The following is a 24759-nucleotide window of genomic DNA, read 5'->3' as shown; positions in this document are numbered from 1 at the left end:
GGACTATTTGGCGTTTTTACGATAAAGCTCAATCAGTTCAATAAAGTGATTGAACAGTGGAGCCGCATCATGAGGGCCCGGACTCGCCTCAGGGTGTCCCTGGAAGCTAAATGCAGGCTTATCCGTCAAATGTATTCCTTGCAGTGAACCATCAAACAGCGACTTATGTGTCACCTTAATATTGGCAGGCAAGCTATCTTCATCAGCTGCAAAACCGTGGTTCTGGCTGGTGATCATTACGTTACCTTGTTCGATGTTACTGACCGGATGGTTGGCACCATGGTGGCCGAACTTCATCTTCGAAGTTTTTGCACCGGAAGCTAATGCCAACAACTGGTGTCCGAGACAGATCCCAAACACTGGAATATCCGTTTTTAAGATCTGCTGGATAGCTTCGATAGCATAATCACATGGTTCTGGATCACCCGGGCCATTGGAGAGGAAGATCCCGTCGGGGTTCATGGCTAAGACTTCTGCGGCCGGTGTTTTGGCCGGTACAACCGTTACATCACAGCCACGGTCGACAAGCATACGTAAGATATTACGCTTCACTCCGTAGTCATAAGCAACGACTTTATATTTTAATTCAGACTCAGGTGTATCATCCGGTAAGCCACCGACTAGACGCCAGCTTCCGCTTCGCCACTGATAACTGGTTTCAGTGGTCACCTCTTTGGCTAAATCCATGCCCTTTAAGCCAGGAAAAGCTTTAGCTTCGGCCAGAGCCTTAGCCACATCCTGTTCACCGACCAGAATACATCCAGCCTGCGCTCCTTTTTCCCGCAAAATACGAGTTAACTTACGAGTATCGATATCAGCAATACCAACGATATTGTTGGCCTTAAGGTAATCGCTTAAGTTCTGCTGATTACGAAAGTTACTGGCAATTAAAGGAAGATCTCTAATAATCAGACCACAAGCATGAACCGAGTCAGATTCGGTATCTTCATCGTTGGTACCCGTGTTACCAATATGAGGATAGGTTAGAGTTACAATTTGGCGAGAGTAAGACGGATCGGTCAGTATCTCCTGGTATCCGGTCATTGAAGTGTTAAAAACCACTTCACCGACAGCATGTCCATCGGCACCAATTGCTGTGCCAGAGAATACGGTTCCATCTTCGAGTACGAGTAAGGCAGACTTTGTCAACGCGACCTCCATAAAGAGCCAAGCCACTGAAATATAATGGTTTTGTTTGTTTTTAAAATACCAACTTCCGCACAAAAGCGAAATTTTGACAAATTCGGACAAGCATATATGCTTTCCTGTGATTCGTCTATCTTTTTTTATTTTTTCTTCAAAAAAATTTCACCTAAGCCATGACCGCCAGAAACAGCGGAAATGTGCAGCAGGTGAAAGGGACTGATGCGTCCATGCATAAATCCCTTCCTACACCGTCCTGGTGTTCAGGGATAAATGCGTCCATGCATAAACCCCTTCCTACACCGTCCTGGTGTTCAGGGATAAATGCTCTGACCTCCACGGGTCAGTGCTATTCCCGATAGCATTCAGACATTCCCCATATCCCTACGGGTCATGGAGGGAATGCCATGAAATGTTTGGAACATTTCAGGCCATGCATAAAAAAACCGTCGAATTGACGGTTTTCATTGACTCTAATTGAGTCCTAATACCTGCTGCATATCGTAAAGGCCGGGATCTTGCTCTACGACCCAGGATGCGGCACGCATGGCACCGTTGGCAAAGGTCATTCGACTCGACGCCTTATGAGTGATCTCAAGCCTCTCACCAATATCGGCAAACATAGCAGTGTGCTCACCGACCAGATCGCCGGCACGAATAGTAGAGAAGCCGATAGTCTCACGATCTCGTTCACCAGTGATCCCTTCACGACCATAGATGGCACACTTTTCAAGATCACGGCCTAAGGTTTCTGCGATAACCTCCCCCATCTTCAGGGCCGTTCCCGATGGTGCATCTTTCTTATATCTATGGTGCCCTTCGATAATCTCAATATCGGTATAGTCCCCCATGACTTTTGCCGCAACCTCGAGTAACTTCCACATCAGGTTAACACCAACAGCCATATTGGGCGCCATCACAATAGGTGCAGTCTCTGCGTAAGCCGAGATCTGCTCTTTCTGGGCATGGTTAAAACCGGTTGTTCCGATAACGATAGCCTTACCATTTCTGGCGCACCAATCTGTGTGAACAACACTCGCTTCAGGAGAGGTAAAATCTATAAGTACATCGAAATCATCGACAACCTTATCGAGTGAATCGGTAATAGCTACATTCATTGCACCCACACCGGCAAGCTCACCTGCATCGACACCTATCAAAGTGGAGCCCGCTCTTTCGATGGCGGCACCTAATAAGATGTTTGGCTGTTGTCTGGCGGCTTCGATAAGAGTTCGTCCCATGCGGCCACTACCGCCCGTAATAGCCACTCTTACTCGTTCACTCATCATTGACTCCCTAAATATAAGAACTCTTTAACTCTTTTCACAACAATCAGTTCTTTAACACTACTGCACAACAGATATTTTTTCCAAAAAAAAGCCTAAGCATCAGCTTAGGCTTTTAATATTACAAAATGTCGAGAAGCTCGACCTCAAATACCAACGCCGAATATGGAGGGATAGATGCACCGGCACCACGCTCACCATAGGCTAAGTGATGAGGAACATATAGCTTCCACTTAGCACCTACAGGCATTAGCTGCAGTGCTTCAGTCCAACCGGCAATCACACCAGAAACCGGGAACTCGGCAGGCTGATCGCGTACAACTGAACTATCGAATACATCACCATTGATGAAAGTACCGTGGTAGTGGGTACGAACTGTTGAGTCCAGGCTTGGCTTATCACCTGCGCCTTCGCTGATAACTTCATACTGAAGACCGGAATCCAAAGTATGAACACCTTCGCGCTTAGCATTTTCAGCAAGGAAAGATGCACCTTCAGCCGATGCAGCTTCAGCAGCCGCTTCCTGAACTTTCTGAATACGCTGACTGATCTCAGTAAAAGCAACTTGAAGATCTTGCATCGCAACCTGGCTCTCTTTACCGTCAAACGCATCAGAAAGGCCTAGCTGTACAGCTGAGATATTGATACCTTCAAATGAGTTGGCAGCTAATTGCTCACCTAGTTGACGACCCACACCGTAACTTGCTTGCTCTTCAATAGTAGTGAACTTGTCAGACATAATAATCCTACTCTCAATGATTCAATTAAATTTCGCGCGACACTTTACCATACTCCCAACAAAGATTCCTTATAACTAATGGATTATTTCATAAAATGGCAGCTGTTTTTATCGGCAGATTGACTGGCCTGATATAAAGGCCCGACTTGCTGCTGCATCTTAGTTAAATCATCGATTCGATGACCGTGAGAGGGGTGTGTCGACAACAGTTCGGGCCCCTGCTCTCCGCCTCGTTTAGCCATATTTAGCCATAACTCGATACTTTGGGCCGGATCGAATCCCGCACGCGCCATCAGCTCTACCCCCATGATATCAGCTTCGCTCTCCTGCTCCCGACCATAAGGCAGGATAAAGCCTACTTGCGCCCCGAGTCCCAATGCGGCCATATATAACTCTTTGTTGCTGCTCCCGCCCGCACCCAATGCCGCATCAGCAATCTGCATACCTATGCCCGACAGCTGTGCACGGGAAACCTGTTCATTACTGTGATTGGCAATGACATGCGCCACTTCATGCCCAATTACGGTCGCTAATTGATGCTCATTTTCAGCCACCTGTAGCAGGCCCGTATAAACTCCGATATGGCCACCGGGTAGTGCAAAAGCATTGACCTGCTCAGACTCGAACACGATGACATCCCATGATAGGTCACTGCCTGGCAGCACCGCAGTGATCCTGTCGGCGACACAATTTACATAGCGGTTTTGCTCCGCATTGTGACTGATCGTCTCCTGCCGCTTGATATGCTCGAATGAACTAGCGCCCATCAGTTCGATCTCTTCGGAGGAGAAAAGTAACACCTGATTTCGGCCTGTCGGTGATTGATGGGTGGCACAGCCACTCAAAAACAGGAGAGCAGTGAATAGGATAACTAAGATTTTCATGGACAATAATCCTTTATAAAAACGATGAAACTTGTAGCTGAATGCAAGCTCAGACAATCAGAGTCTTAAGACTTAAATTAGACGATAAATGCAAACAAAAAGATAGCGCATAAACATTCGCGGCTAAAGCCGCTCCTACATAGAGAATAACCTAGCTCCTGCCTCAGCATTACCCCCCCCCCCCGCTTACACCATCCATGGCATATAGGGATAAGCACATCTGACCTCCATGGATGGAGGAAATGCCGAAAAATGTCGGGAACATTTTCGGCCATGTACAAAAAAGCCCCGCATTTGCGAGGCTTCTTCATATAGCAAAGCGAACTTTAACTATTCAGGTCCTGAAAAAACTTCTTCACGCCATCGAAGAAACCTTCAGCCTTAGGGCTATGTTTCTTAGAAGATGAACCTGTTAGGGTCTCATCGAACTCACGAAGCAGCTCTTTCTGACGCTCGTTAAGCTTAACAGGCGTCTCCATCACAACCTTGCACAGCAAGTCACCAACAGCATGGCTGCGAACAGACTTTACGCCTTTGCCACGCATACGGAACATACGGCCGGTCTGAGTTTCGGAAGGGATCTTAAGGTTAACCTTACCATCGAGCGTCGGCACCTCGATCTCGCCGCCAAGCGCAGCCTTACTGAAAGAGATCGGCACTTCACAGTACAGGTTGTTACCGTCACGCACGAAGATAGCATGCTCACGAACACTGACCTGTACATACAGATCACCTGGTGGGGCACCAAATTCGCCCGCTTCGCCTTCGCCTGAGAGACGAATACGATCGCCGTTATCGACGCCAGCCGGGATCTTAACCGACAAAGTTTTGCTCTTCTCGACGCGACCTTCACCGTGACACTTGTTACAGGGATCTTTGATGATCTTACCGCGGCCATGACAGGTAGGACAGGCCTGCTGAACAGCAAAGAAGCCTTGACGCATCTGCACCTGGCCCTGACCATGACATGTTCCACAGGTTGTCGGTGAGGTACCTTTCTTGGCACCGCTGCCATCACATGCATCACAGGCTGCCAATGTTGGAATACGCAGCTCTTTAGTTAAACCTTTAACCGCCTCTTCCAGAGAGAGCTCAAGGTTATAACGCAGATCGCTACCACGTGCAGCCTGGCGCTGACCGCCGCCACGACGACCACCACCGAAGATATCACCGAAGACATCGCCAAAGACATCACCGAAATCGGCACTGCCACCAAAGCCACCGCCACCACGGTTAGGATCGACACCAGCGTGGCCAAACTGATCGTAAGCCGCTTTCTTGTCCGCGTCCGTCAGGATCTCATAAGCCTCTTTGGCCTCTTTAAAGCTGCTCTCTGCCGCCTTATCACCTGGGTTGCGATCCGGATGAAATTTCATGGCTAAACGTTTGTAAGCCTTTTTAATTTCACGTTCGCTGGCATCACGGCCGACACCTAATACTTCGTAATAATCTCGCTTTGACATAATCTCACGCTTTCTTTGCTGAAGTTGTAGCTAATGTTGTGACAACGGGCGTTAGAGTTTCCCCTAACGCCCGCAGAAAATAATTTAGGGGTTAGCCTATATTATTTCTTGTCGTCTTTCACTTCTTCAAACTCAGCATCAACAACATCTTCATCAGGCTTAGCCGCTTGTGCTTCACCTTCCGGAGCCTGTTGTCCCTGCTCAGCCTGTGCTTTAGCCTGGGCAATTTCCATCAACTTCGATGATGCTTCCATCAGCTCTTGAGTTGACTTCTCGATAGCTTCTTTATCGCTACCTTTAACGGCAGCTTCTACCGCTGAAATAGCCGTTTCAATCTTCTCTTTCTCATCGGCTGGTAATGCTTCACCCGCTTCTTCGATCTGCTTCTTAGTCGCGTGAACCATGCCGTCGGCCTGGTTACGAGCTGTAACCAGCTCTTCAAACTTAGCATCTTCGTCAGCGTGTGCTTCAGCATCACGAACCATAGCTTCAACTTCTTCGTCACTCAGACCAGAAGAGGCTTTAATGGTGATGTTCTGTGCCTTACCCGTCTTCTTATCGGTAGCCGATACGTGCAAGATACCATCGGCATCGATATCGAAAGCAACTTCAATCTGTGGCATACCACGTGGAGCCGGCTCGATACCTTCCAGGTTGAATTGACCCAGAGACTTGTTACCGCTTGATTGCTTACGCTCACCTTGAAGTACGTGAATTGTCACGGCGCTTTGGTTGTCGTCAGCAGTCGAGAATGTTTGTGAAGCTTTAGTCGGGATAGTAGTGTTCTTCTCGATAAGCTTAGTCATTACGCTACCCATTGTCTCGATACCCAGAGACAGAGGTGTAACGTCCAGTAGAAGTACGTCTTTTACATCACCAGCCAGTACACCAGCTTGAACTGCAGCACCGATAGCAACTGCTTCGTCTGGGTTAACGTCTTGACGCAGCTCTTTACCGAAGAAAGCAGAAACCTCTTCACGAACTTTAGGCATACGAGTCTGACCACCAACAAGAATCACTTCGTTGATATCAGATACTGATAGGTCGGCATCAGCAAGAGCGACTTTCAACGGCTCAAGTGAGCGAGTGATCAGATCTTCAACCAGAGACTCAAGCTTAGCGCGAGTGATCTTAACCACTAAGTGCTTAGGACCTGTTGCATCGGCAGTGATGTAAGGCAGGTTAACTTCAGTCTGTGTCGTGCTTGAAAGCTCAATCTTAGCTTTCTCAGCCGCTTCTTTCAGACGCTGCATCGCTAGCGGGTCGTTACGTAGGTCAAGAGATTGCTCTTTCTTGAACTCGTCAGCAAGGTAGTTGATCAGACGGTTATCGAAATCTTCACCACCTAAGTGTGTGTCACCGTTAGTCGCCAGAACTTCGAAAGTCTGCTCACCTTCGACACTGTCGATTTCGATGATAGAGATATCGAAAGTACCACCACCTAAATCGTATACCGCAACGATGTTGTCGCCTTGCTTCTTATCGATACCGTAAGCAAGTGCGGCCGCTGTAGGCTCGTTGATGATACGCTTTACTTCAAGACCAGCGATACGGCCGGCATCTTTAGTCGCCTGACGCTGCGAATCGTTGAAGTAAGCTGGAACTGTAATTACCGCTTCAGTCACCTCTTCGCCTAAGAAGTCTTCGGCAGTTTTCTTCATCTTTTTCAGAGTTTCAGCAGAAACTTGTGGCGGAGCCATCTTCTTACCATGAGCCTCAACCCATGCATCGCCATTATCTGCATCGATGATCTTGAACGGCATGATGTCAACGTCACGCTGAACTTCATCATCTTTAAAGCGGCGACCAATAAGACGCTTAATCGCAAAGAAAGTGTTTGTTGGGTTTGTAACAGCCTGACGCTTTGCAGGTTGACCCACTAAGATCTCTTCACCAGTGTAAGCAATGATTGACGGGGTAGTACGATCGCCTTCGGCATTCTCCAATACGCGTGGTGTGTCGCCATCCAAAACGGCTACGCAAGAGTTAGTCGTGCCTAAATCGATACCAATAATTTTACCCATTGTGGTGCTCCTGAAATCTTTCTATAAAACTAAATTTGTTATCTGATTGGAGATATGGGGATGGACTCAAGGGTTTTCAAGCCTAAATATCAGCTTTAATTTCCAATCCCGTTTTCCCGATATCTTTCCTTAACACCCTATATTGGGACGTTGATATCGAATACAAGGGGCATTAGGGAAAAATTAGTCACATCGGTAAATTTTTTGATCCCAAACTCACAATTGACAAAAAGGATACCGTATAATGCATGCAATCTTAAGGTGTGATGCAGTAGAAACTTCGAGTGCATCATTTAGTCATCTATGTTGTAAGAGTAAATTCATTGAAACAATCCAATCAGGCCTATCTGTATGGCATTGGCGCTATCTGCCTCTGGTCTACTGTTGCCACCGCTTTTAAGCTGGCGCTAGCGCACTTGAGTCCGCTGCAGCTGGTGTTTATAGCCGTATTAACCTCTATCTTCGCGTTGGGGCTTATTCTCACGGCTCAGCGAAAACTAAACCTGATAAAACAACAGTTCTCTCAGCGTCCGCTGTTTTACCTGCAGACCGGGTTACTCAATCCGTTCCTATACTACCTGGTGCTATTTAAAGCCTACGATCTTCTGCCGGCTCAACAGGCACTCTCGCTTAATTACACCTGGGCCATCCTGCTGCCACTGCTTTCGGTGCCTCTGTTAGCACAGAAACTGAGAAAGAGTGATATAACGGCAGCGGTCATTGCATATTTTGGTGTATTCGTAATCGCCACCAATGGTGAGTTGACCGGATTTTCTTTCGAGAGCGGCACCGGGGTCATGCTGGCACTGACCAGCACCCTGCTCTGGTCACTCTACTGGATCATCAACACTAAAGATAAAGGCGATCCCGTCGTCAGTCTGCTGCTCAGCTTTCTTGTTGGCTTTCCGTTTATCTTAGGCACTCTGTTATTCACACAGGCACTGCCAAGCTGGAACTTCCAGGCATTTGCTGCCGGTATCTATGTGGGCCTGTTCGAGATGGGCGTCACCTTCGTCCTCTGGTTAGTGGCGCTGAAAAAGGCTGATCGCACCGCCAGTATCAGCACTATGGTATTCATGTCTCCGGTCATGTCCATCGGTTTTATCGCCTGGATATTGCAAGAGGAGATCGCCACATCGACCTATATAGGACTCAGCCTCATCTTAACGGCGCTTGCCCTGCAGCAGCTACTGCCTCATCTGAATAAGCTGCGCAGCAAAGCCCCGACCTCTGGAGAATCTGTGTAGGTAAGCAGATAATTTTCCCCTTAAAAAGCCCACATCACGTGGGCTTAATTATCGGTCACCAACCCGAAGCTGTAAATGAAGGGATGGCACCCTTCCGAGTTATGCCGAAGCCCTAATCAACAGGGCGGCTTATTAATAGCGCTCGATCTCTATCTGGCCCACACCAACATTGACATGCAGTTCCCCAAGACCACTTTGCTCCTCATTGTAATAAGCTTGGCGAACGAAGTTACGCTCGACGGCTACCTTTTTGCCTGACTCCCTCACCGACACCTCTCCGACTCCTGATTCGAGGGAGGTCGCAGCGAAGGTGACGTTATGTTTCACCTGTGCATGACCAACTCCCAGATCGATATCGATATCATTTTCCATCTCCACAACCTCTACATTGCCGACACCGACATTGAGATTAACCGCCGCCTGGCGGGGAAGGTATATCTTCCACTCCTGCTTAATGTCATCCTGCTCACTCAGTTTAAGGGTAACCCTTTTAGCACTCAGAGCCACATCCAACTCGACACCAGCGATATCCGCACTGCCCCAGAGCGTGAACCAACTGGTCTCGGTCTGACTCACCACCACCTCGACCCTGATCTCCTGCTCATCGGTCGCGAAGATCTCAACTGAACCCACATCCATATCGAGCACCACCTCCTGACCGTTATAGCTATAGAGCTGGCTCAATGTTCTGTCACCATCGGCTTGGGCCGAGGTGACAGCCAAGGTCGAAAAAGCCGCCGAGATAACCAGTAAGCTGCTGAGGGTCGCTGTAAGAAGTTTTTTTATTAGCTTATTCATTTGTGCCATCCTGTCATTGGATTCCCTTGGAATATATACAGATACAGCAAAAGCCAAGCCAAGTTTATTTTTTAATTGTATTTCAAACAATTAATCAAATTGAATTTAGAAAGTGGATGGAATCATTTTAGTTTATTCGCAGATTAGGCTACTGGTTGGTGATTTTCACTATTGGTTAATAGCTTGTTGGAAAACGATGTCTGGGTATATTTTAGGTAGGTGTCATTTGGCGGTTTTGGTATTTGGCAATATTCTACATACCAATATTGCATTGTTATCTACCGCCTTCCCGGCGAGGATTGTGTAAACACTTCTGTGACACAGCACAAGTATGTCCCTATAGCTTCGGCCGTGACATCCCTGTCACGGACGGTCACAGCCGCGTTCACACCTGACTCTGATTTCGAGAAAGTTATCTCTTCGATTTGGGTTTAGCTTTGAAGCACAGCGCAAACTTAATTAGCTCCGCCCCCCTAATCCTAGCTTCAAATATAAAAATGCCGCACTGTGGTTGGTGCGGCATTGTTCAAGTATCAATGAGCGGTGCTCACAAACTACCTAGCTAAAGTACCTCAGCTTAGGCTACTTCCCACCTGGCTCGGCATATTTAGTCATCCAGTCTTCAACCTGGTTATACCAATAGATAGAGTTATTCGGCTTCATGATCCAATGGTTTTCATCGGGGAAGTAGATCATGCGGGATTCGACGCCACGGGTTTGCAGGGTACGGAATAGCTCGAAACCCTGACCCACAGGGACACGGTAATCCAGCTGGCCATGCACCACTAAGGTTGGCGTATTGAAGTTCTCAGCGCCGTAATGGGGTGAGATAGCTTTATAAATTTCCGGCTTCTCCCAGTAGTTGCCGAACCGGGTGCTATGCACCGAGAAATCTGCCGCCATCTGCGAGTACATGTTATATACCGCAGCGTGGATAAACAGGGCGTTAAACGGATGCTCCTGACCTAAGATAATAGAGGTTAGGTACCCGCCATAACTTGCGCCACCAGCCACTAAACGATCGTTATCGATCCACGCTTTCTGTTTAAACCACTCGGTGGCTTTAAAGACATCTTCCAATGACTTATTTTTCCAGTCAGGATTGATGCTGTCGGTAAAGTCCTGACCGAAGCTGTTTGAGCCGTGGAAATTAGGCCAGGCGGTGACATAGCCCCAGGAGGCAAATGTCTGAGCATTCCAGCGATAGTGGAAACCATCAGAGATCGCGCCGTGGGGACCACCGTGGATCAGCATCATCAAGGGATACTCTTTACTGCTGTCGAACCCGGGCGGATAGTGCACCCACATCTGCACATCTTCATCGTTATACCCTTTATAGGTTACCGACTCATAGGTGCCCATATCGATATCGGCAAGGATATCGTCATTAAAGCTATCTAAACGTGTGGTTTTACCATTGGTTGGGTTAATTTTAACGACACGAGCCGGGTACACAAAGCTATCGTTTGCCGCCACTAAGGTACCGTCTTTGGCAACAGAAGGTTTACCGAAGTTAGTTTGCTTAGTGATTGCTTTTACTTTGCCGTTTTTGACATCGATATGGAAAATTCGACGGGTTGCGGCATCATCTATCGCGGCGTAAAAGCCCTTACTGTCTGCGGTCCAGATGAAACGTGTCACAGAGCGGTCCCAATCTGTGGTTATCTCGCGCTCGGTGCCTTTTTTCAGATTAAATAGGATCAGATTCGCAGTATCGGCATAAAACCCATGAATAAGCTGACGAGTAAAGGCTAACGTCTTACCATCGGGACTGAAGGTAGGGTTCGTGTCCGGCGCATTATTTTTTGAGGTTAAATTTTCCGCTTTATCGCTGCCAATCTTAGCCAGAAAGATATCAACTTTAGGATCGACCTTGTTATCCCAACCATTGCTGTTAAACGCAATCAGGCGCTCATCAGGAGAGATATCATAGTTGGCGGCACTTTGAGATGAGCGGGGCAGCTGCTTATTCAGCGCCTGGGTGATGGCTTCAATCTCCCCCCCCTTTGCCGGAATACGGAAAACATGCGCCTGGCGCTCCTCCTCGATCCAGTGATCAAAACTTGAATAAGGCAGCGCATTCCATTGACGGGCAGATACTTTATCCTCTTTATCGGCCTTTAACTGCTCTGCCATTTCGTCCCAGCTTTTACCGGGGAAGACACGGCTGATAAAGTAGATATGCTCGCCCACCCACTTCACGCCTTTTACGCCACCGGGAACATCGGTGAGACGCTGGGCTTCTCCGGGCTTATCCATAGGCAGCAGGTACACCTGCCCGGCTTCATCTTTATCACGCTTACTTACAAACGCTAATGTCTTACCATCTGGCGAGAAAACCGGCTCACTAACCAGCATACCTTCGGCAGTTATCGGTCGCTGGCTGGAACCATCTTCGGCGAACAGCCAGAGTTGCGTCGCGCCTTTGTCTTCTGGCACATCATATTGAGTGACAGGCGCAATAATATACTCGCCCTGCGGCGAAATAGTTGGACTACCTATACGCTTTAATTTCCACAACACATCGACAGATAGTGTCGTAGCCTGCTCTGGTTTTACTTGGTCTGGTTTAGCCTGCTCAGCAAACGCAGATGCAAAGGGCATCAAGATGCAAAGCAGTAGAGCTCCGACTTTCTTCACGAGTCTTCTCCTTGATTAAATTATTGTTTTTGTCATTGCCAACCCAAGAAGGCAACACGGCGAATAACATATGTTAATCGAATTCACACTAATATAGCGAATCGACTTCCCCCTGTTCACCTAAACACTAAGCTATTTTCGTACTTACCCATTAAATGAAGCTTAATCAGGAGCGACGAGGGAGATTAACTAAATATCGAGGCCTACTATTTTGTTATACCTGCCATTAGGCTCAACGCTGAAGAGTATCAGGTAGAGACATGCCATCAGTCTGGCTCCTGTTTCTTTACAATAAAAAAGTTACGGATAACGGCAACAATGTGTATGAAGTACATCTGCGATCTCCCGGAATCCTGCCAAGGGACTATACTTTTTAGTCACATCCAGTGCAGCTCCTTCGAAGGGATGAGTTGCTGCCAGATCACTACCGGAGGCTAGAGAATGTTATTTTTAATCTATTGGGAATTGAATGAGGAAACCGATGCCTTAGACAGGTTAAAGGCGGCAGAAAAACTGACGGCGGCGGGACTCTTTCCACCGCAAGACGTTGAGGTAGTGAGGTTTGACACGACCCCGGATCTGTGGGGAGTAACACTGGTTGAGGCTGATGATGTTGGAAGCGTTTCAAGTGTGATCAACTCTTGGCGTATCGCATGTCCGGGAATATTCAGATCGACCAAAATATCTCCGGCTCGCCCGGTTCAGGAGGCGATGGAGTCCGCAGCAGAGATGATTAAGAAGTTAAGTTAAAAAAAAGGAAGCCTACTGGCTTCCTTTAGTTTATATACAATTGCGCCTATTGTTCGCGAACAATCACCCTCTGGCGGTATATTCCCCGACCCCGATCCACTTGTAGGTGGTCAGCGCCTCGAGCCCCATGGGGCCACGGGCATGTAACTTCTGAGTACTCACAGCAACTTCCGCCCCAAGACCAAACTGACCACCGTCGGTGAAACGTGTACTGGCATTAATGTACACTGCCGACGAGTCCACCTCATTAACGAAATGTGCCGATGCCTGTAGGTTATCTGTCAATATCCCCTCGGAGTGTCCACTTGAGTATCTTCTGATATGCTCAATTGCCATGTCGATATCATTGACGACCTTGATGCCCAACGTCAGTGAGAGCCACTCCTGACCATAGCTCTCTGCGGTCGCAGCCAAGATGGCTATGCCCTGTGTCTTTGCAATGGTTTGAGCTCGCTGGCAGCCATAGAAACTGACGCCAGATGCCGCAAGCTGAGAATATAAGCGGGGCAACAGCTCATCCGCTATCGACTCATGAACTAAAACCGTATCGAGTGCGTTACAGACCGTTGGGCGCTGAACCTTGGCATTTGCAATGACCTCAATCGATTTCGCGATATCGGCGTCTTTATCGGCATAGAGGTGACAAATTCCTATGCCCCCCAAAATAACCGGTATGGTTGCCTGCTCTGCGCAAAGGCGCTGCAAGTTTTGTCCGCCTCGGGGCACTATCATATCGACGAACCGGTCAAGCTTGAGCAGACCGCTCACCAAGGCTCTGTCCGGGCTTTGGATCAGTTGCACGCTATCGGCCGGTAAACCTTGCTCTACGACGGCCGCACGAATCGCTTCGCTCAGGGCCAGATTAGATTGCAGCGTCTCTTTCCCCCCTCGCAGGATAACGGCGTTACCGGTTTTCAGTGCCAGTACGGCAATATCAACGGTCACGTTGGGACGTGCCTCATAGATGACACCAATGACTCCCAGAGGGACACGACGACGTGACAGACGCAGACCATTATCTAAAATCTGGCTTTCCAGCTCCGTACCGACTGGATCGGCAAGTTTTATCACATTATCGATATCACTTATCACCCCCTGCAGGCGTGACTCATCGAGCAGTAAGCGATCGATCATGGCATCATTGAGGCCGTTCTCCCGCGCGGTGGCGACATCTCTTTCATTCGCGGCCAGGATGGTGGCACTATTTTTTGTCAGGCTGTTCGCAACAGCGCTTAATAACGCCTGCTTCTGTTTACCGGTCAAGCCCGCCAGCTGATAGCTTGCCTGTTTGGCCTGTTTACCCAAAGTCTGCAGATAAGCTGCATTATTCTCAATCACGTCACATCACCTTCATTATCAGAGGATCCGCTCTTTAGCGGCCTGTAAACCTAAATTCTAAAGTACGACCATATCATTGCGATGAACCACGGCATCGCCATAATCATAACCAAGCAGAGACTCGATATCATTCGAGTGCTTACCCGCGATCTGCTGCAGGTCTTTTGCACTGTAGCGGCTCATGCCACGCGCAAACTCCCTGCCATCACTATCGACAAGCTGAAGGGTTGCGCCACGTTCAAACTTACCTTCGACGCCAACGACCCCCTTGGATAGCAGACTTCTCCCCTTCTGAGTCACGGCATTTAGGGCACCTTGATCCAATATCAACTTACCCCGGGTTGCCTGACCGGCTAAGATCCACTGCTTACGGCTCTCGAGTGGGTTTTCCAGCGCCGTAAAGTGAGTTCCAACTGGCTCTTTGCAGACCGCATCCTGTATCACCTTGGGGTGATGACCCGATGCAATGATAACCTCAACACCGGCACGTCTGGCAATATCCGCAGCCTCGAGTTTAGTCGCCATTCCTCCGGTTCCCAGCCCGGAAACGGCGCCACCGGCGAGCATGCGTAGACTGTCGTCGATATTCACCACCTGCTTAATCAACTGCGCATCGGGATTCGAGCGGGGATCGGCATCGAAAAGCCCTCGCTGGTCGGTTAACAGGATCAGAAGGTCCGCATCACAAAGCAGAGCAGCGCGGGCCGAAAGGTTATCGTTATCACCAACTTTGATCTCATTGGTCGCCACCGCATCGTTTTCATTAATGATAGGGATAATGCCCTGAGCCAACAGCGCATTGAGAGAGTCTCTTGCATTGAGGTAACGCTCTCTGTCATGGAGATCGGCGCGGGTTAATAGCAGTTGGCCCACATGCAGGCCATAGATGCTGAACAGTTGCGCCCAGGCTAAAATGAGTTGGCTCTGCCCCACAGCGGCAAGCAGCTGTTTATTGGCAACGGTATCGGGAAGCTCCGGGTAACCCAAATGTTCACGACCGGCGGCGATCGCTCCCGATGTACACAGTACGACCTCTACCCCGGCCTTCATTAACGACGCCATCTGCCTCGCCAACTCAACCATATGCGCCTTATCCAACTGACGGCTGCCGGATGTCAGTACGCTTGTTCCCAGTTTTACCACGACGCGGCGGTAACCAATCTCACTTAAGTTCATTTTCAAAATAGTAAATAAAGCCGAACTTAGCGTTATACCCAATCTTGCAGCTAATTGGTAGTCGACCGGAAAAAAGAAGTGTTAAATGGATGGAATTGTGAATTTTCCCCATAAAAAAAGGCCATACGGTGTATGGCCTTCAAGAAAAAACAAGCTGGAAGACAGCTAGCCATAGATAAACTTAGCGATAAACAGCGCCGCTAAAGCCAGTACGCCTATATTCAAATCTCTGAACCGTCCGCTCAAGAGTTTAATCACCGCGTAGGAGATGAACCCCATAGCGATACCCGTGGCAATCGAGAAGGTCAGTGGCATCAAGATACAGACAACGACAACTGGTGCCGCCTCGGTTAAATCCTCCCACTCGACATGCACTAAACCCGACATCATCAGGATAGCGACATAGAACAGGGTACCAGCAGTCGCGTACGCAGGCACCATGCCCGCAAGTGGTGACAGGAACAGCGAGAGCAAAAACAACGCTCCAACCACGACAGCCGTTAATCCTGTACGCCCCCCCGCACTCACACCAGCGGTACTTTCGATATAACTCGTAGTCGTTGATGTACCCAGCATGGCACCGGCGATTGTCGCAGTGCTGTCAGCAGTCAAGGCACGGTTCAATCTCGGCAGTCGCCCCTTATCGTCAAGGAAACCTCCGCGCTGCGCTACGGCAACCAGTGTCCCGGAAGTATCAAACAGATCGACAAACAGGAAGGCGAATACCACCGAAAGCATGCTCACTTCCAGTACACTGGAGAGATCCATCTTCATGAAAGTGGGCATAATAGAGGGAGGTGTTGACATCACACCCTGATATTGAACATCGCCAAACAGGATCCCCAGTAGCGTTATTGAGAGAATGCTGACGATAACCGCAGACTTCATTCCACGGTGTACCATGGCGATGATCATGAAGAAGCCCAACACGGCCATCACAGCCGGAAAGGCGGTAATATCTCCCATGGTTACCAGAGTTGCCGGGCTGGCAACGACAATTCCGGCACTCTTGAGACCTATCAGGGCAAGAAAAAGGCCAATACCTGCGGCGATCCCCAGACGAAGCGACATTGGAATACTGTTGACAATCCACTCTCTGATCTTAACCAGAGAGAGGATCAGAAAACAGATCCCCGAAAGAAAAACCGCTCCCAATGCCGTCTCCCAGCTATAGCCCATCTCTCCGACGACTGTGTAGGTAAAAAAGGCGTTCAATCCCATGCCCGGCGCGAGCGCGATAGGATAGTTTGCCACAATCCCCATGATCAAACAGCCGATAGCGGCAGCGAGACAGGTAGCCACAAATACGGCACCATGATCCATGCCCGCATCGGCCAACATCATGGGGTTTACAAAAATAATGTAAGCCATTGTCAGAAAGGTCGTTAATCCCGCCACTACCTCCTGCCTTAATGTTGTTTGGTTTTCTTTTAATTTAAATAATTTTTCCAACATGGAACTGTGTTCCTTAAAATTTTTATAGTTGTAAGTAGGGTGTAATATTTGAGTATCCAGCCGAGACTATTGCGCTGGTTATTATGGTGTAGGTACATAAAATCACGTAAAAAATATTGGGTACTCATCCAATATCTATTTACATTTCGACGATTATAGGGGGTTTACTCTAGTGAGGCTAGCGCAATAGGAATAGGGCTATGTGACAGGTATCGGAGTTTTAATAAATGGGCGCAAGACAAAAAAAACCCGCTCAATGAGCGGGTCAATACTAATTTTTAAGTGCTCCCCGGGGGAGGTGTTACAGTGATAACTCTAGGTTATCTGCGGTCTTCATGACTCAAGGGGTCAGAGCTATGCAGACCAAGGTAACCACTTAGGGACTAGTTAGCCCTTAACGTTCATGGTGTACAGCCCGCCACGCAAAGATTCGGTACAAAACCAAGTGTTTTGCCAATAAACGTGCTGATTTCCGGTATAAGACATAGTCAATACTCCTAACAAAGTTGTAATAAAATTACTCTAGTCAAACTTGGCTCAACCTACTAAACAAAGTAACAGAAAAGCCGTAGAGTCAACCTGTCGCTCAATTCCCTGGAGAGTTATCCATCCTGGATAGACTTAGAGGTGGAAGGCGTCATTGCCTAACCAACTAGAGTAATTATACTCAAATGTAATTTAATTACAAGATTTATTTTAAAAATAGTGAAAAATGACCCCGTTCTGTAATTTTACAACACCTAATATAGATACTGTTTATTCACCTGAATTCTTGCCTATACCAAGGAAAGTCACGACAACCTTGTCTTCATCAACGTTCCCCACTTCCGATAATCAGTGAGAACACCTGCCGGATAAGCAGGTCTCAATTCGATGTTTTGAAGGTAATAGAGAGTGATAATAAAGCATCGAAGATGCATGACTTCTCTAGGGCGAATCTCTTCGCAGAGACAGATTAATTTGAGCCTTGAACAGATAAAAAAAAGCCCGCTCAAAGAGCAGGCCAAGACTAAATCAAGTTTTCCTAAAGGAATGAGTTACCGCGCTAACAGTTGCACCAACATTTTGAACAATAAAAAAATCAAAATGTTACTTGAGTCTGAACATCCCAAAGGGATAAGGGTCGATAGATGGTAACTAACTTGAGGGGTAGTTAACCCTTGAAACCAATGGCGTACAAACCACCACGTAATGCATCGGTACAAAACCAAGTGTTCTGCCAATAAACATTCTGAATTCCGGTATAAGACATAATCACTACTCCTAACAAAGTTGTAAAATATACTCTGGTTAAACTTGGCTTTCGCCGCAGAGTCAACCTGTCGCTCAATTCCCTGGAGAAGTATCCATCCTGGATAGACTTAGAGGTGGAAGGCGTCATTGCCTAACCAACGAAGTAACTATAGCTAAACTGTAATTAAATTACAAGTATTATCTGAAATTTAATCTAAAACGCCCTAAAAACTGTAATTTTACAACAAACGAAACATCATAGCAGTTGCATTCACGGAGATGATAAACCGAGTAAGCAACGTGAGCTGCATGTTGAAGTCGTAATGGGGAATACGGGTATAGACCAGATAAAAAAAAGCCCGCTCAAGGAGCGGGCAAAGACTAATTTCAAGTGTTCCTAAAGGAAAGAGTTACCACGCTAGCAGTTACACTGGCATATCGATCAATTGATCAAGATGCAACTTGAGTCTAAATATCCCAAAAGGGATTAAGGTTGATGGATGATGGAAACTACTTAAAGGGGTAGTCAGCCCTGTAAACCTTAAAGGATTAACCTTTAGTGTTCATTGCAAATAAGCCGTTACGCAAAGTTTCGGTACAGAACCAAGTATTTTGCCAATAAACGTGCTGATTTCCGGTATAAGACATAGTCAATACTCCTAACAAAGTTGTAATAAAATTACTCTACTCAAGCTTACCTAAAAACTCTGAAGGTAAGCAGTTAATAACTAAGGCAGAGTCAACTCGTCGCTCGATTCCCTGGAGAGTTATCCATCCTGGATAGACTTAGTGATGGAAGGCTCACTGCCTAACCAACGAGAAGAATTATAAGATAACTGTAATTTTATTACAAGTATTTTTTAATTTTAATCCCAAAAACCGCAAATCAGCGTAAGTTTACAACAGTTTTCGTACTTTTTAGACTGAACAGCGACCACATAGGTGGCTATGGGTAAAGAAAATTTCACTGATATGCCGAATAACTAAAACGATAAACCCTGACCCTGGCTAAAAAGGAGAGATGTCACCAGTGAAGCCCCTCCTCACTGCAAGTGCTCCCCTTAATATTGGAGGACACTTGCAGCCGTTATATCTATGCTCTGGTAATATGTTTATACAGACCCACTAAAGGCGCCGCCGTTGGCTTACCATATAGTGGATCCCCCTCGGTCGCACTGCCGGCAATATCGATATGAGTGTAGGCAAGTGGCATCTTCGACATGCAACCATTGGCACTGAGTCCCGATGCCCGCAGAAGAAATGCCGCCGGATATTGGTGACCACGAGCAGTAACCGAAGAGGGGGCATTATTTGAAGATAGGATATCTGCGGCTCCTGATGGGTCGATGATCTTGCCAAAGTCTTCACGGCGAAGCTGTGATTGCTCGACAGGCTCTCCCCATGCTTGCGCTTCACTTGCTATGCTCATCGCAATGCCATCTTGCTTAGCAACCGCATTTTCAACCGTCGCGGTGTAGCCACCATAACAGCGAACCACATGACCTGTAAGTGTAGCAACCGAGTAGAGCTCCGGCTTAACCGCTTTTTCCGCCTGTATTCTGAGGTGAGACAGGAGATCCGCCAACACAAGGCGCCCCTCGGCATCTGTGTTACCTATTCTCACCCTTACACCTGCATGACTGGTGATGATCTCATCTGTCACAAAAGCTTCACTGCCTATACTGTTCCTCACCAAGCCAAGCTCAGCAACGACGCGAATACCTTTAGGCTTAAGCAAAGATAAGGTTTTCATCAAACCGGCAACGGCAGCAGCCCCCCCTTTATCACGGCTCATACCCGCCATACCACCGGCAACTTTAATATCTGCACCACCGGTATCATAAACCACACCTTTACCGGCGAAGAAAAAGCTACGCTCTATCTCTCCCTCCCCTACGTACTCGACCTTCACCACACGGGGCTGATGTCTGGATACCGCAAAAGAGGAACGACCGACGGCACTAAGCAAAGGATAGTCACGCTCCAGTACATCTCTGTCCTCTACCACACTAACCTTTAGGCCCGAGTCCCGGTAGGCATCAATACAGTAATCGGCGAATGCGGGTGCAGACATCCTCTCAGGCTCCGTGCCACAAAGATCTCTCGCCAGAATACGACCCGCCTCGATAGCATTCACACTCTCTGATGCTTCAGACGAATTAAGCAAGCCGATCGCTTCAAAATCACCAAGATCACCTTTAGCCTCTCTAAGTTCCAGTGCCTGCCATAGCTCCTGACCACAGGCGAGAGCCGCAACTTCTGTGGCTGATTGATATCTTGGATCGGCACTTTTAGACACCAGCATCAAGGGACGAGTAGCACCGGCATCTTTAGCCAGTCTGATACCGGCTCTGGCGGCATCGGCAAAAATCCGCACATCCTCGACATCATCGTCACTATTTTTTACCGGTGAGATGATGAGCCGTCCGCCAGCCAGGCCGGGGGCAAACAACAGAGTGGGAGATTGACCGACACGCTTATCTACCTTAGCCCCGTGTTCGGCCAGTAATGAAACTTCATCGAAACCGGTTTGGCTGATATCGGTCGCAACGACAACGAGTGCATCCCAACCGCTGCCTTCAAAAATTGCATCATCATCTTTTACATCAATAAAGTTAACTTGAACCATGAACCATCCTTTTGCTTGTGAGATCAAATCGATATCATTGCGGGCAGTGAGTACCGAGCCGAATAGAGATAACCTCGAACCTATTTTTTCTAAATAGTTGCCGAGACTAAAATTATCTAGTTTGGCCGGACAATATGCACACAAACCCTCCAGAATGCCAAGCTCTTTCGGCAATAATCGTTCTGATTGGCAACTTTCACTGACACTTAGTTTGGCAAGCAGGACTCACTGCTGACATGTGGTAAGAATGATAACCCCGACTCTGTGGTAGACTATGGTCATTTTTAGCCTCATCGACATTAAAAGAGGAGTCATCAGTGACAGCATTAAGTCAATTACAACCTCAAGCCCTATGGCAGTGGTTTGAACAAATTTGTGCAATCCCACACCCGTCAAAACATGAGCAAGCGCTGAGCGAACACATTCAGGCCTGGGCCAAAGATAAGCAACTCGACATCGTTGAAGATAAAGTCGGTAACCTGATCATTAAGAAGCCCGCCACACCTGGCATGGAAAACCGTAAGGTTGTTGCCCTACAGGCACATATCGACATGGTGCCGCAGAAGAACTCCGATAAGGTACACGACTTCGAGAAAGATCCCATTGAACCCTACGTAGATGGTGAATGGGTAAAGGCAACCGGAACGACTTTAGGAGCCGATAATGGTATTGGAATGGCATCGGCCCTGGCAATTCTTGGCTCTGATGATATTCCTCACGGACCACTTGAAGTCCTGCTAACCATAGATGAAGAAGCGGGTATGACAGGAGCATTTGGCCTGGAAGCGGGGTATCTTGATGCCGAGATCCTTATTAATACCGATTCAGAGCAAGAGGGCGAGATCTACATGGGTTGCGCCGGCGGTGCCGATGGAGAGATAACCCTGCCTATAAGCTGGCAGGCTCCGGCAGCGGGTAGCCAAACCTTGACCCTTAAAATTGCGGGTCTGCGCGGCGGTCACTCAGGCGTAGATATCCACCTGGGTCGCGGTAATGCCAATAAGCTTCTGGCACGCTTCCTCTTCGATAATGCGACGACTCTGGGGCTCGAGTTGAGCCACTTTCAAGGGGGCTCTCTGCGCAACGCCATTCCCAGAGAGGCCAGTGCGACAATCAATGTCAGCGGCGCTAAACTCGCTGAACTACAGCAAGCCATCAACGACTATGAAAGCTTACTGAAGCAGGAGCTGAGTGTTACTGAGCCGGAGCTAACATTAACTCTGCTCGAGACCTCGAATGCTTCTCAGGTGATGAGTACCGCAGCGCAATCCAGTCTGATTAGCTTAATGCACGCCTGCCCGAACGGTGTCGTTCGCATGAGTGATGAAATTGAGGGAGTGACAGAAACGTCACTGAACTTAGGTGTGATCACTACAGGTGAAGAGAGTGTTACCCTGCTCTGCCTTATCCGCTCCCTGATAGATTCCGGCCGTGAGAATGTAGAAGGGCAACTTAATGCCCTAAGCCAACTGGCCGGTGCCAAAGTGGCATTCAGCGGTACCTACCCGGGTTGGAAGCCGGATAACAGCTCACCGGTAATGGCACTGGTTCGTGAAACCTATGACAGCATCTATAATAAAGAGCCTGTGATTATGGTGATTCATGCGGGTCTTGAGTGTGGTCTGTTTAAGAAGCCTTACCCGGAGATGGATATGGTATCGATTGGCCCCACCATTCGCTTCCCACACAGCCCTGATGAGAAGGTGCTTATTGAAACGGTAGGCCAGTATTACCAGCTACTGTTAGCCGTACTGGAGCGTATTCCAGAGAAAGGTTAGGTTTATCAGGCCCTAGGTTCTAGAACCTAGGGCCTGGTTACTTGTAAAAAAGCCTTTTTTAAAATCCTAAGTCCATCTGCGACTCCCTCACTTGATTGTCTTGCTCCTTTTTTGTATCGGAATCACTCGCTAATCCAACCGAAACCCCAAGTAATCTAATACCCCTCCCCTTTTGACGTTCCAGTGCCTGAGAGAGGAGGTCGTAAAACAGTTTTACCGACACTTCATCGCTTCTATGCTCTATGGTTGTCTGTTTAAAATCGTTAAATTTAAGCTTAACAACCTGTTTATGTATGGTGCGCTCCTTAGCACTTCGCTTTATCCGGCTCCCCAGCTCCTGGATCAACTGAGGCATAACGGCCTGACATTGCTCTAAGCTATAGATATCTTTAGCCAGTGTGGTCTCAACCCCAACAGACTTACGCTCCCTGTGTGGGGAGATACTACGGGCATCGATACCCTGTGCCCGCTCAATCAATACCGAACCAAACTTACCAAACTTCTCTATCAGTGCACTCTGAGGGTAAGCCTGAAGATCGCTACAGGTAATTAAGCCGATATCCTCAAGCTTCTTCCCTGTGACCTTACCCACTCCGGGGATCTTGGTAAGTGGCAGGTCCTTTACAAAGGCCGGGATCATCTTAGGAGTTATCACATACTGTCCATTTGGTTTATTCAGATCGGAAGCTATCTTTGCAAGAAATTTTACCGGCGCAATGCCGGCAGAAGCGGTTAAACCTGTAAGCTCGAATATCTCCTGACGTATCGCCTCTGCGATTAAGGTGGCCGATCCCTGACACAAGGTGCAGTCGGTGACATCGAGATAGGCCTCATCGAGTGAGAGTGGCTCAATCAGATCGGTATAACGGGAAAACACCTCGCGGATCTGAGCCGAGACCGCTTTATAGACTGACATGCGTCCCGGAACTAAAACTAAGTCGGGACAGAGCTTAAGGGCATAACCCGAGGCCATAGCTGAGCGAACACCATATTGCCTCGCCTCATAGTTACAGGTACTGATAACGCCACGGCGATCGCTCCGCCCTCCCACGGCCAGAGGTTTTCCCCTCAGTTCGGGAAAATCCCGCATCTCCACCGCGGCAAAATAGCAATCCATATCGATATGAATGATTTTCTTCACTTAGCTTATTCCAGAAATACAGATATCGGGCTCATCAACATCGATGTCAGGCATCTGCAGATAAGATACTGTATATTTAAACAGTACTCAAGAGCAAGTGCCCAAAATAGGGAAAGTAGCCAATGGCCTCTTGCTCACATCACAAACAAACACTGGAATATGGGCTAAATATTGGGTATTTATCGAGTCAGATTTATAGCATTAAGATAGGAGCCGCCAGCTCCCGAATCGATATCCATGCAGACGGGCCACTTAGCCAGATATAGGTCTATTGAAGGTAACAATGGTGAATCGACCACCGCTTCTGTCGCCGGAAGAGCCGGCAATATCCTCACCGACCGGAGTCAACGCCATCCATCATGACAAGCCTGACCCCGCTAAGGGTTTAAAACTGCTCATGGAGCATCTTGAGCTCATCACGGGTTAACTTAAATCCTGAGCTAGAGGAGGTTGAGGAAACGACTGAGCGCTCAAGCTGACGTTCCAGGCACTCGATACGCAACTTCAGACGAATGACTAACTCAGTAACATTCTCGTGAGTCTTCTCGACATGTTCGGTGTTGATCATCTTCATCTCCCGGTTGCAACAAGATATGGTTCAAGGATAAGGAAAGTAACTGAACAAAAGCTGAACCCCACTGATAATCAGAGGTCGATAAAGAATCAATTTGTATCCTGAGGGAGAGATTAGGGATAGCAGCTGTTTAGGGCATAAAAAAAGCACCTTCAAAAAGGTGCTTCATTGTGGCTGACTTAAGCGGACTAAAGAATACGATTCTTATTAAGTTTTTCCAAGCGCTCCGCTTCGGCCATTTTAGCCTTGCGGTTTTCACATGGGTCATCGCAATCACACGCCTTCTCAATGCCGAGTGCGCCTAATCCACCACAACTGCCTGCAACGGCCGTGCGTTTAATCATATAACCGATCGACATTAATAAAAAAAACAGCAGTAACACTACAAATGCCGCTATAAATGTACTCATTATGCACTCCAACAATAGCGTGATTAGATCATTATACCATCAATTCACTTT

General features: G+C 47.9%; 18 protein-coding genes. 3 read left to right on the top strand and 15 right to left on the bottom strand.

The window, feature by feature from the left end:
• Positions 1–3 precede the first annotated feature (3 nt).
• The 6 genes from carA to dnaK all read right to left on the bottom strand — a co-directional run bounded on the left by carA (position 4) and on the right by dnaK (position 7539).
• Positions 4–1161 (bottom strand): glutamine-hydrolyzing carbamoyl-phosphate synthase small subunit, encoded by a 1158-nt coding sequence (carA, locus tag Q1B47_RS00550; RefSeq protein WP_299786972.1) that lies wholly within the window; start codon positions 1159–1161, stop codon positions 4–6.
• A gap of 455 nt (positions 1162–1616) precedes the next feature.
• On the bottom strand, positions 1617–2429 hold the full coding sequence (gene dapB / locus Q1B47_RS00545) for a 4-hydroxy-tetrahydrodipicolinate reductase (protein WP_299786969.1): 813 nt from the start codon (positions 2427–2429) through the stop codon (positions 1617–1619).
• A 121-nt stretch (positions 2430–2550) separates the two neighbouring features.
• Positions 2551–3168: an FKBP-type peptidyl-prolyl cis-trans isomerase gene (locus Q1B47_RS00540; protein ID WP_299786966.1), complete on the bottom strand. Its 618-nt coding sequence runs from the start codon at positions 3166–3168 to the stop codon at positions 2551–2553.
• Between the two features lie 83 nt (positions 3169–3251).
• Positions 3252–4052, bottom strand: a complete 801-nt coding sequence (locus tag Q1B47_RS00535) for a M48 family metallopeptidase (RefSeq protein ID WP_299786963.1) — start codon at positions 4050–4052, stop codon at positions 3252–3254.
• 326 nt (positions 4053–4378) lie between these two features.
• Positions 4379–5515 carry a molecular chaperone DnaJ gene (dnaJ, locus tag Q1B47_RS00530; RefSeq protein WP_299786960.1) on the bottom strand — a complete coding sequence of 379 codons (1137 nt, stop codon included), beginning with the start codon at positions 5513–5515 and terminating at the stop codon, positions 4379–4381.
• Between the two features lie 101 nt (positions 5516–5616).
• Positions 5617–7539 (bottom strand): molecular chaperone DnaK, encoded by a 1923-nt coding sequence (gene dnaK / locus Q1B47_RS00525; RefSeq protein ID WP_299786957.1) that lies wholly within the window; start codon positions 7537–7539, stop codon positions 5617–5619.
• 323 nt (positions 7540–7862) lie between these two features.
• Between dnaK and Q1B47_RS00520 the strand changes: the two genes are divergently transcribed.
• A complete protein-coding gene (locus Q1B47_RS00520; protein ID WP_299786953.1) occupies positions 7863–8786 on the top strand; it encodes a DMT family transporter in 924 nt (307 codons plus the stop codon).
• 132 nt (positions 8787–8918) lie between these two features.
• Here Q1B47_RS00520 and Q1B47_RS00515 read toward each other — a convergent pair whose 3' ends face one another.
• On the bottom strand, positions 8919–9584 hold the full coding sequence (locus tag Q1B47_RS00515) for a hypothetical protein (RefSeq protein WP_299786950.1): 666 nt from the start codon (positions 9582–9584) through the stop codon (positions 8919–8921).
• Positions 9585–10166: 582 nt separating this feature from the next.
• Complete coding sequence (locus tag Q1B47_RS00510; RefSeq protein ID WP_299786947.1) at positions 10167–12224, bottom strand: S9 family peptidase; 2058 nt, start codon at positions 12222–12224, stop codon at positions 10167–10169.
• 441 nt (positions 12225–12665) lie between these two features.
• Between Q1B47_RS00510 and Q1B47_RS00505 the strand changes: the two genes are divergently transcribed.
• A complete protein-coding gene (locus Q1B47_RS00505; protein WP_299786944.1) occupies positions 12666–12974 on the top strand; it encodes a DUF3303 family protein in 309 nt (102 codons plus the stop codon).
• A 63-nt stretch (positions 12975–13037) separates the two neighbouring features.
• On the opposite strand, the gene Q1B47_RS00500 is transcribed toward Q1B47_RS00505, so the two are convergent.
• The 4 genes from Q1B47_RS00500 to Q1B47_RS00485 form a co-directional block, all read right to left on the bottom strand.
• Positions 13038–14312: a glutamate-5-semialdehyde dehydrogenase gene (locus Q1B47_RS00500; RefSeq protein WP_299786941.1), complete on the bottom strand. Its 1275-nt coding sequence runs from the start codon at positions 14310–14312 to the stop codon at positions 13038–13040.
• Positions 14313–14369: 57 nt separating this feature from the next.
• Positions 14370–15488 carry a glutamate 5-kinase gene (gene proB, locus Q1B47_RS00495; protein ID WP_299788757.1) on the bottom strand — a complete coding sequence of 373 codons (1119 nt, stop codon included), beginning with the start codon at positions 15486–15488 and terminating at the stop codon, positions 14370–14372.
• 165 nt (positions 15489–15653) lie between these two features.
• Positions 15654–16943 (bottom strand): NCS2 family permease, encoded by a 1290-nt coding sequence (locus Q1B47_RS00490; RefSeq protein WP_299786939.1) that lies wholly within the window; start codon positions 16941–16943, stop codon positions 15654–15656.
• Positions 16944–19269: 2326 nt separating this feature from the next.
• Positions 19270–20805: a leucyl aminopeptidase family protein gene (locus Q1B47_RS00485; RefSeq protein ID WP_299786936.1), complete on the bottom strand. Its 1536-nt coding sequence runs from the start codon at positions 20803–20805 to the stop codon at positions 19270–19272.
• Positions 20806–21122: 317 nt separating this feature from the next.
• Between Q1B47_RS00485 and Q1B47_RS00480 the strand changes: the two genes are divergently transcribed.
• Positions 21123–22583 (top strand): aminoacyl-histidine dipeptidase, encoded by a 1461-nt coding sequence (locus tag Q1B47_RS00480; RefSeq protein WP_299786933.1) that lies wholly within the window; start codon positions 21123–21125, stop codon positions 22581–22583.
• Between the two features lie 58 nt (positions 22584–22641).
• Here Q1B47_RS00480 and dinB read toward each other — a convergent pair whose 3' ends face one another.
• The 3 genes from dinB to nqrM form a co-directional block, all read right to left on the bottom strand.
• Positions 22642–23724 (bottom strand): DNA polymerase IV, encoded by a 1083-nt coding sequence (gene dinB, locus Q1B47_RS00475; protein WP_299786930.1) that lies wholly within the window; start codon positions 23722–23724, stop codon positions 22642–22644.
• Positions 23725–24109: 385 nt separating this feature from the next.
• Positions 24110–24292, bottom strand: a complete 183-nt coding sequence (locus Q1B47_RS00470) for a hypothetical protein (RefSeq protein ID WP_299786927.1) — start codon at positions 24290–24292, stop codon at positions 24110–24112.
• A gap of 194 nt (positions 24293–24486) precedes the next feature.
• Positions 24487–24708 carry a (Na+)-NQR maturation NqrM gene (nqrM, locus tag Q1B47_RS00465; protein WP_299786924.1) on the bottom strand — a complete coding sequence of 74 codons (222 nt, stop codon included), beginning with the start codon at positions 24706–24708 and terminating at the stop codon, positions 24487–24489.
• Between the last annotated feature and the right edge of the window lie 51 nt (positions 24709–24759).

The sequence above is a fragment of the uncultured Shewanella sp. genome (genome assembly GCF_947501225.1).
GTDB lineage: Bacteria > Pseudomonadota > Gammaproteobacteria > Enterobacterales > Shewanellaceae > Shewanella.
This window is presented reverse-complemented; position numbering and strand designations above follow the sequence as displayed.

What these genes read in the sequence shown, in the direction of transcription:
- carA (WP_299786972.1), bottom strand. Translation starts at nt 1,161, where the DNA reads ATGGAGGTCGCGTTGACAAAGTCTGCCTTACTCGTACTCGAAGATGGA.
- dapB (WP_299786969.1), bottom strand. Translation starts at nt 2,429, where the DNA reads ATGAGTGAACGAGTAAGAGTGGCTATTACGGGCGGTAGTGGCCGCATG.
- Q1B47_RS00540 (WP_299786966.1), bottom strand. Translation starts at nt 3,168, where the DNA reads ATGTCTGACAAGTTCACTACTATTGAAGAGCAAGCAAGTTACGGTGTG.
- Q1B47_RS00535 (WP_299786963.1), bottom strand. Translation starts at nt 4,052, where the DNA reads ATGAAAATCTTAGTTATCCTATTCACTGCTCTCCTGTTTTTGAGTGGC.
- dnaJ (WP_299786960.1), bottom strand. Translation starts at nt 5,515, where the DNA reads ATGTCAAAGCGAGATTATTACGAAGTATTAGGTGTCGGCCGTGATGCC.
- dnaK (WP_299786957.1), bottom strand. Translation starts at nt 7,539, where the DNA reads ATGGGTAAAATTATTGGTATCGATTTAGGCACGACTAACTCTTGCGTA.
- Q1B47_RS00515 (WP_299786950.1), bottom strand. Translation starts at nt 9,584, where the DNA reads ATGAATAAGCTAATAAAAAAACTTCTTACAGCGACCCTCAGCAGCTTA.
- Q1B47_RS00505 (WP_299786944.1), top strand. Translation starts at nt 12,666, where the DNA reads ATGTTATTTTTAATCTATTGGGAATTGAATGAGGAAACCGATGCCTTA.
- proB (WP_299788757.1), bottom strand. Translation starts at nt 15,488, where the DNA reads ATGAACTTAAGTGAGATTGGTTACCGCCGCGTCGTGGTAAAACTGGGA.
- Q1B47_RS00490 (WP_299786939.1), bottom strand. Translation starts at nt 16,943, where the DNA reads ATGTTGGAAAAATTATTTAAATTAAAAGAAAACCAAACAACATTAAGG.
- Q1B47_RS00485 (WP_299786936.1), bottom strand. Translation starts at nt 20,805, where the DNA reads ATGGTTCAAGTTAACTTTATTGATGTAAAAGATGATGATGCAATTTTT.
- Q1B47_RS00470 (WP_299786927.1), bottom strand. Translation starts at nt 24,292, where the DNA reads ATGATCAACACCGAACATGTCGAGAAGACTCACGAGAATGTTACTGAG.
- nqrM (WP_299786924.1), bottom strand. Translation starts at nt 24,708, where the DNA reads ATGAGTACATTTATAGCGGCATTTGTAGTGTTACTGCTGTTTTTTTTA.